The sequence below is a fragment of the Halochromatium sp. genome (assembly GCF_046541315.1).
Lineage (GTDB): Bacteria > Pseudomonadota > Gammaproteobacteria > Chromatiales > Chromatiaceae > Lamprobacter.
This window is the reverse complement of record NZ_JBKHDN010000141.1, coordinates 1-7,484: the sequence shown is the minus strand read 5'-3', so window position 1 is coordinate 7,484 and position 7,484 is coordinate 1. Positions and strand designations below refer to the sequence as shown.

Annotated in this window: 6 protein-coding genes; 3 read left to right on the top strand and 3 right to left on the bottom strand. The window is 67.0% G+C overall.

Annotation, left to right across the window (positions count from 1 at the left end; all coding sequences use genetic code 11):
* On the bottom strand, nt 1-2,688 hold a 2,688-nt coding region (rne, locus tag ACLFQI_RS09875; RefSeq protein ID WP_410758936.1), incomplete at its 3' end, for a ribonuclease E.
* A 522-nt stretch (nt 2,689-3,210) separates the two neighbouring features.
* Between rne and ACLFQI_RS09870 the strand changes: the two genes are divergently transcribed.
* The 3 genes from ACLFQI_RS09870 to ACLFQI_RS09860 all read left to right on the top strand — a co-directional run bounded on the left by ACLFQI_RS09870 (nt 3,211) and on the right by ACLFQI_RS09860 (nt 6,013).
* Nucleotides 3,211-4,227, top strand: coding sequence for an RluA family pseudouridine synthase (locus ACLFQI_RS09870; protein ID WP_410758934.1), 1,017 nt, complete (start codon nt 3,211-3,213; stop codon nt 4,225-4,227).
* 2 nt (nt 4,228-4,229) lie between these two features.
* Nucleotides 4,230-4,910, top strand: coding sequence for an HAD-IA family hydrolase (locus ACLFQI_RS09865; RefSeq protein WP_410758933.1), 681 nt, complete (start codon nt 4,230-4,232; stop codon nt 4,908-4,910).
* Nucleotides 4,911-5,002: 92 nt separating this feature from the next.
* Nucleotides 5,003-6,013 (top strand): S49 family peptidase, encoded by a 1,011-nt coding sequence (locus ACLFQI_RS09860; protein WP_410758931.1) that lies wholly within the window; start codon nt 5,003-5,005, stop codon nt 6,011-6,013.
* Nucleotides 6,014-6,254: 241 nt separating this feature from the next.
* Here the strand turns inward: ACLFQI_RS09860 and ACLFQI_RS09855 are convergent, their stop codons facing one another.
* Together ACLFQI_RS09855 and ACLFQI_RS09850 are read right to left on the bottom strand one after the other, a co-directional pair.
* Nucleotides 6,255-6,728, bottom strand: coding sequence for a Uma2 family endonuclease (locus ACLFQI_RS09855; protein ID WP_410758929.1), 474 nt, complete (start codon nt 6,726-6,728; stop codon nt 6,255-6,257).
* Nucleotides 6,729-6,890: 162 nt separating this feature from the next.
* The coding region (locus ACLFQI_RS09850) for a Maf family protein (protein WP_410758927.1) at nt 6,891-7,484 on the bottom strand (594 nt) is incomplete at its 5' end.

Below are 7,484 nucleotides of genomic sequence, written 5' to 3'. Positions count from 1 at the left end.
CGCGGCCTCGGCCGACACCGACTCGGAGGGCCTTGACGCGGAGGACTGGGACTCGGCTGGCGCGCTCGCGCCCGCCGCTGTCTCCGCTGCGATCGGCGCGTCGGGTTGGGGGTCGTCGCCGGGGTTCGTCGTGCCTTCGCCCTGGTCGCTCCGCCGACGGCTGCGGCCACCGCGCCGACGCCGGCTTGAGCGCGTCCGGCTGGTCGATTTGCCTTCGCCGTCTTCTGCCGCGGCCTCGGTGCGTTCGTGATCGGACGCTTTGTGATCGGACGCTGGCTCGGCGGCTTCCGGGGTCGCCAGGGTCGTTGCAACCGCGTTTGCTGGAGGCCCTTTCTCGGCGGTGTGCGACACGACACTCGACGCGGTCGCGACCAAGGCCCTGGAGGTGGATTCAGCACCTGCGGGCGTCTTGGGCTGCGCCAAGGTTTGCGCTTCAGCCTGAGCGTTCGAGGTGTCGCTGGTACGCTCCGCCGTGCTCGGGGTGCTGTCGCCGTTTTGCTGATTGCGCCGGCCGCGACCGCCCCGCGAACCGCGTCGGGAGCTTCCGCGCCGACTCTGGCCGCTGTTCTGGCCAGCGCTCTGCTCGCTGCGTTGGCCGCTGCCCTGACTGCCGCCATTGCCCGATGAGCCCGATGACGAACGCTGTTCGTCGGCTGAGCGGCTCGCATTCCGATCCGTGTCCGCGCCGCAACCGGAGCCATTGCCGTTCGCGTTGCCCGCCGAGGTCGCGCGCTCGGCGTGGCCCTCGTCGGGCTGGGCCTGCGAACGGCGCGGGCGGCGCTGATTGCGCGTGCCTTGGCCGTCGCGGCGGCTGTCGCTCTTGGCCCCTCGGGTCTCCGAGGCGCTGCTGTTGGCGCGCTCGGCGCGTGACCCGGCCGAGTTGGCGCGACCGCTGTCGGTCGTCGAGCGATCGCCCGCCGACGCGCCGTCCTGCGATTGATCCGGCGGCAGCGCGAAGAGGGTGGTCCAGATCCGCTTGAGCACGCTCTCGGTGCGCCGGCCTTGCTCGCTGGCGCTGCTGGCTGGATCGGTGTCGGGCGGCTCGTCAGCGACCGGATCGTGCCGCTGGGGCGCCGGCATCGCCGGCGCCAGGGCCTTGACCGCCGGCTCTTCCGGGCGCGGGATGCTGTGCGGGCGCGCGAAGGCCGGCTCGGTCGCATCTGGCCGCGCCGCCAGATCGTAGCTGAGTTCGCCATCGCCCAGGTGTTCGGCATCCTGGGCGCGGATGCGCTCGATCTGGAAATCCGGCGTTTCCATGTGGCGATTCGGGATCAGCACCACGTCGACCTTCTGGCGCTCTTCGATCTGCACGATCATGAGCCGCTTCTCGTTGAGCAGGAAGGTCGCGACCTCGACCGGCAACTGCGCGATGATGCGCGAGGTGCGGTCTTTCATCGCCTCTTCCTCGACGATGCGCAGCACCGAGAGCGCCAGCGACTCGACGCCGCGGATGGTGCCCTGACCCTTGCAGCGCGGACAGACCAGCTGGCTGGACTCGCCGAGCGATGGACGCAGGCGCTGCCGCGACATCTCCAGCAGGCCGAAGCGCGAGATGCGCGCCACCTGCACGCGCGCGCGATCGTGCTTGAGCGCATCGCGCAGCCGGTTCTCGACCTCGCGCTGATGCTTGGCCGGGGTCATGTCGATGAAGTCGATCACGAACAGGCCGCCGAGGTCGCGCAGGCGCAGCTGGCGGGCGATCTCGTCGGCGGCCTCCAGGTTGGTGTTGAGGGCGGTCTCCTCGATATCGGCGCCCTTGGTGGCGCGCGCCGAGTTGATGTCGATCGAGGTCAGCGCCTCGCCTTGGTCGATCACCAGCGAGCCGCCGGAGGGCAGGCGCACCTCGCGCTGGAAGACGGATTCGATCTGGCTCTCGATCTGGTAGCGGGTGAACAGCGGCACCTCGTCCTGATAGAGGCGCAGTTTCTTCAGATTGTTCGGCATCACCTGGCGCATGAAGGTCTCGGCCTTCTGGTAGACCCTGGCATCGTCGACCACGATCTCGCCGATATCGACGCGCAGATGATCGCGCATCGAGCGGATGATGACGTCGCTTTCTTGATAGATCAGGAAGGGCGCCTTGCGTCCCTCGTTGGACCCCTTGATCGCGTCCCAGAGCTGGAGCAGATAATCAAGATCCCATTGCAGTTCCTCGACGTTCTTGCCGACGCCGGCGGTGCGCACGATCAAGCCCATGTCCTCGGGCAGTTCGAGTTGACTGAGCACCTCGCGCAGGTCGGAGCGATCGGTCCCCTCGATGCGCCGCGAGACACCGCCGGCGCGCGGGTTGTTCGGCATCAACACCAGGTAGCGACCGGCAAGCGAGATGAAGGTGGTCAGCGCCGCGCCCTTGTTGCCGCGCTCCTCCTTGTCGATCTGCACCATGACCTGCTGACCTTCCTTGATCAGCTCCTTGATGTTGGCACGGGTGCCCGGCTTCGGGGCATCCTGGCGGAAGTAGCCGCGCGCGATCTCCTTCAAGGGCAGGAAGCCGTGGCGCTCCGAGCCGTAGTCGACGAAGGCCGCTTCCAGGCTCGGCTCGACCCGGGTGATGGTGCCCTTGTAGATGTTGGCCTTCTTTTGTTCGCGCCCGGGGCTTTCGATATCGAGGTTATATAATTGTTGGCCATCGACAATGGCGACCCGCAACTCCTCGGGCTGAGTTGCGTTGATGAGCATTCTTTTCATCGTTAATCGATTCTCTCGCCTTCGCGCGAGGCGCGATCCACGGCCGCCAGATGCGGCCATGGTTGCGCGCGCAAGCGGCTTCATGTGCCGCCGCGCTCGCGCAGCCAGGACGGCTCGCTCGCGCGAGGATCGCGCTGAGTCAGCCTTGTCTGATGCCCTTGGCATGCCGTGAGCACGCGCTTTCGTTTGACTTTCGGTGCCCGGCGCAATGCGCCAAGGACCCTGTCGAGTCAGCGGCGTGGCGCCGTTGCTCGTGGAAACCTGTGTAGGGAGTCGGGGATGGCAGGGTGTCACAGTGGTTGGGTAATGCGCCATACTGTTGGCTTGGCGCAGGACCGCGCGTCGGAGCGGGTCCTGGATGGCAGGGACTCGGCTCGACCGACCTTGTGGGACGACCGCGATTCGCTCCCAGCGGGCGCGCCCTGAATCCGTGCTGCTCCTCCCCATGGCGAACGGTGCGCTATCGCGCCTTCGCACACAGCACAAGACTCGAATGCTAGCAAGCTTTCTCGGTACCGGCAATTGACCCTGAAGTCGTCACCCAAACACCCGCGTGTTACGCGCCCGCGGCTGGCGTCCGAGCCAGACGCGGCCAGCCCTCGGGTCGAATGGCTTGAGGTCGGTCAGGAGAACGTCGGTCAGCGCATCGATAATTTCCTCTTGGCGCACTTGAAGGGCGTGCCGCGCAGCCTCGTCTATCGGCTGCTGCGGCGCGGCGAGGTGCGCGTCAACAAGGGCCGCGCGCGTCCGTCGCAGCGGCTCGAGGCGGGCGATCGGGTGCGGTTGCCGCCGCTGCGGCGGCCGCAGCAGGGTGCGCCGATCGCGCCCTCGGCCCGACTCCAGGACCGGCTCGCCGGGGCCTTGCTCTACGAAGACGACCTGGTGCTGGTGCTGAACAAGCCGGCCGGTCTCGCCGTGCACGGCGGCAGCGGCATCGACCTGGGGGTGATCGAGAGCTTGCGCGCGATGCGTCCCGGCGCCGAACTCGAACTGGTGCATCGGCTCGATCGCGACACCTCCGGCTGCCTGCTGATCAGCAAGCGTCGCAGTGCGCTACGGCGCCTGCATGAGCAACTGCGCGAGGGCGCGGTCGACAAGCGTTATCTGGCCTTGCTCTGCGGGCGATTGCCGCGCTCCGAGATCGAGGTGACCGCCGCGCTGCGCACCAACCGCGTGCGCGGCGGCGAGCGGGTGGTGCGGGTCGACCCGCTTGCCGGCAAGCCCTCGCGGACCCGCTTTCGCGTCCGCCAGCGCCTGGGCGCCTTGACCCTGGTCGAGGCCGAGCTGGAGACCGGCCGCACGCATCAGATCCGCGTGCATGCCGCGCACCTCGGCGCCGCCGTCGCGGGCGATGCCAAATACGGCGACCCGGCCACCAATGCGCGGCTTGAGACGCTCGGCTTGAAACGCTTGTTTTTGCACGCGGCGGCCCTGAGCTTTCGCCCCCGCGAGGAGCGGCCGCCGGTGCATGTTAGGGCACCGCTTCCAGCGACCCTGGAGGCGGTCTTGCAACGACTTGATGAGACACCTTGGATTTGACCATGGACCTGAACAGTGACGCAGCCTTGGCGCTGCAAGACATCGAACTCGTCGTGTTCGATTGGGACGGAACCCTGATGGATTCGGAAGGGCGCATCGTGGCGAGCATGCAGACCGCCTTCACCGATCTGGGCCTCGCGCCGCCGCCCGCGGCCGCCGTGCGCGAGGTGATCGGCCTTGGCCTCGAGGAGGCCATCCGCCGCCTGCCCGGCTGCGATCGCGAGGAGATGCTCGCGGACCTGATCGCCCGTTATCGGTATCATTATCTGGTCGCCAATGCCACCCCGACGCCGCTCTTCGATGGCGCCGAGGCCTTGGTCAAGGCGCTGCATGCCCAAGGCCGGCTGCTGGCGGTCGCCACCGGCAAGAGCCGGCGCGGGCTGGATCAGGCCCTGGATCAAACCGGCTTGCGGCCCTGGTTCCATGCCACGCGCTGCGCCGAGGAGACCTTTTCCAAGCCGCATCCGGGGATGCTGTATGAACTCATGGACGAACTCGGCGTCACACCCGCTGCCACCCTCATGATCGGCGACACCGATTACGATCTGCAGATGGCGCACAATGCCGGCGTGCGGGCGATCGCGGTCGGTTATGGCACGCAGACGCCGGAACGGCTGCTCGCGCTGCAACCGCTGGCCTGCGCGTCGTCGATCGCCGTGCTCGCGGATTGGCTCCGGCGCTGACGTCCGTCCTACCGCGGACGCGCGATCCGCCCTCGTCTCATCGACCTCGAATCCACCTCTCTCCAATCCTGACTGCTACCGCATCCCACACAATGAAGCTACCCTCCTGGATCGGCCGCTGGAAACGCGGCGACCGTGCCACCCGCGACCAGATGCCGGCCACCGATGACCCGAATTGGGAACGCGCCCTGATCAACCGCCTCGCGGTCGAGTTCCTGCATCAGCAACGGCGCTCGCGGCGCTGGGGTCTGGTGCTCAAATTCGGTCTGCTGGCCTATGTGATCATCCTCTCGGCGACGCTGATCCTCGACGGCCTCGGCGATTCGATGGGTCCGACCAGCGAGCACACGGCCCTGATCAAGATCGAAGGGCTGATCGCGGACAAGACCGCCGCCAGCGCGGAGCGCATCATCAAGGGGCTGCACCAGGCCTTCGAGGCGGACAAGGTCAAGGCCGTCATCCTGAGCATCAACAGCCCCGGCGGCAGCCCGGTCCAGTCCGGCTATGTCTTCGACGAGATCCGCCGGCTGCGCGAGATCCATCCAGACATCCCGGTGTACGCCGTCGCCGCCGATGTCTGCGCCTCCGGGGCCTACTACATCGCCAGCGCCACCGATGCGATCTATGTCGATCAGGCGACGCTGATCGGCTCGATCGGCGTGCGCATGGATGGCTTCGGCTTCCAGCGCGCGCTCGAGGAACTCGGCATCCAACGCCGCCTGCTCACCGCCGGCGAGCACAAGGGCATTCTCGATCCCTTCTCGAGCTTCGATGACTGGGACCGCGAGTTCATCCAGGGACTGCTCGACAACCTCCATCAGCAGTTCATCGCTGCGGTCAAGGAAGGTCGGGGCGATCGTCTCGAGGGTGGCGACGAGCTGTTCAGCGGTCTGTTCTGGACCGGCCAGGAGAGCCTCGACCTCGGTCTCAGCGATGGACTTGGCAGCGCGGCCTTTGTCGCCCGAGAGATCGTCGGCACCGAAAAACTGGTCGACTATAGCCAGCAGCGCGATCTCCTCGAACGCTTTGCCGAGCGGGTCGGCACGACCTTGGCCAACCGGCTCGCCGAGCTAGGCGGTGCCAGCGTGCCCGCGCTCAGGTAGGGCTTAGACAACCAACTCGCGGCTCATTGCTCGTCTCCATGGGGAGGGAATCGAGGATCAAGCCCCGCGCGCAGGAGTCGGCGAAGCCGGCGGTGATGGCACCGCCGGCGACAGGGCGGCGAGGCTGTCATGCACCCAGCCGAAGCCGATGCGCTCCTGTAGGAGCGCCAAGGGGCATCGTCAAGGCGGACATCACCGTTGTCGGCGGGTCTTGCCGAGTCAGTCATCCGTCAGTGACGTATCAGAGGGTCTCGATCGTTCCTATTCCTGGCAGGATCGAGCGCGAACGTTCACCCTCGGGACCGAACAGGCTGATTCGCCCGGCATCGCTGAGCGTCCAGACCTCTTGGGCGCCATAACCGAGATAGAGCCGGATCTTGTCCTGCATCTCGGCGGCGGTGTTCGGGGGCGAGAGGATCTCGATGCACAACTCGGGTGCCTGAGGGTAAGGCGTGGTGTCACCGTGCTGGCGCAGAAACGCGGGCGACATCCAGACCACATCGGCAACCTTGACGCCGGCATGCGTGCCGATTGAGCATTCGGTCGCGAGTTCGCCATCGATGAGCCGGCTGGCGAGGAGCCGGACCAGTTTTGCCTGCTGGATGCCGTGTCGATTCGAGGCCGGACTCATCAGCAGGCGGCCCTGTGCATCGAGTTCGATCTTATAGGGCAGGTCGCGCAGGCTTGGGTCATCGAGGACATCGGACCATTGCATCAGGGGTAGCTCGATTAGGGGCGGAAACAAGAAGCACGCCAGTCTAGCTGCATTGTCGGGCAGGGCGGGTGCGGATGCCAGGATTTAGGCGCCTGGTCAGAGTCAGGTACTTAGAAAGCAGTCTATCAACGACTGCCCGATGCGAGCGCGACTGTCCGGCAATCATCGGCAAGTAGACACTGGACGGTCGCTCAACGGATCGATCCCCGCCGCGCGCAGCAGCGCGGCGAGTCGAATCAGCGGCAACCCGATCAGACTGGTAGGATCATCGCCCTCGAGACGCTCGAACAGGGCGATGCCGAGCCCTTCCGCTTTGAAGCTGCCGGCGCAGCCGAACGGCTGCTCGCGATCGACATAGCCGGCGATCTCGGCCTCGGCGAGCGTGCGGAACCAGACCCGATAGGTTTCGCAACAGCTCTCAGCCCGATCGGTGCGGGCATCGTAGAGGCAGAGGCCGGTCCGAAACACGACCTCGCGGCCGGACGCGGCGCGCAATTGTTCGAGCGCCCGCGCGCGGGTGCCGGGCTTGCCGAGGATCCGGTCGTCGAGGCAGGCGACCTGATCCGAGCCGATGATCAGCGCATCCGGGAAGTGGGCCGCGACCGCGCGCGCCTTCGCCTCGGCGAGCCGTTGCACCAGTGCTGGCGCGGGCTCGGCGTCGAGCCGGGTCTCGTCGCACTGCGGCGCTGCGGTGACAAACGCCAGCCCCAAGCGGGCAAGCAACTCGCGCCGGAAGGGCGAGGTGGACGCCAGCAC

Excerpts from the sequence above, each read along its gene's own strand:
- ACLFQI_RS09860 (WP_410758931.1), top strand. The coding sequence starts at position 5,003 with ATGAAGCTACCCTCCTGGATCGGCCGCTGGAAACGCGGCGACCGTGCC.
- ACLFQI_RS09855 (WP_410758929.1), bottom strand. The coding sequence starts at position 6,728 with ATGCAATGGTCCGATGTCCTCGATGACCCAAGCCTGCGCGACCTGCCC.
- ACLFQI_RS09865 (WP_410758933.1), top strand. The coding sequence starts at position 4,230 with ATGGACCTGAACAGTGACGCAGCCTTGGCGCTGCAAGACATCGAACTC.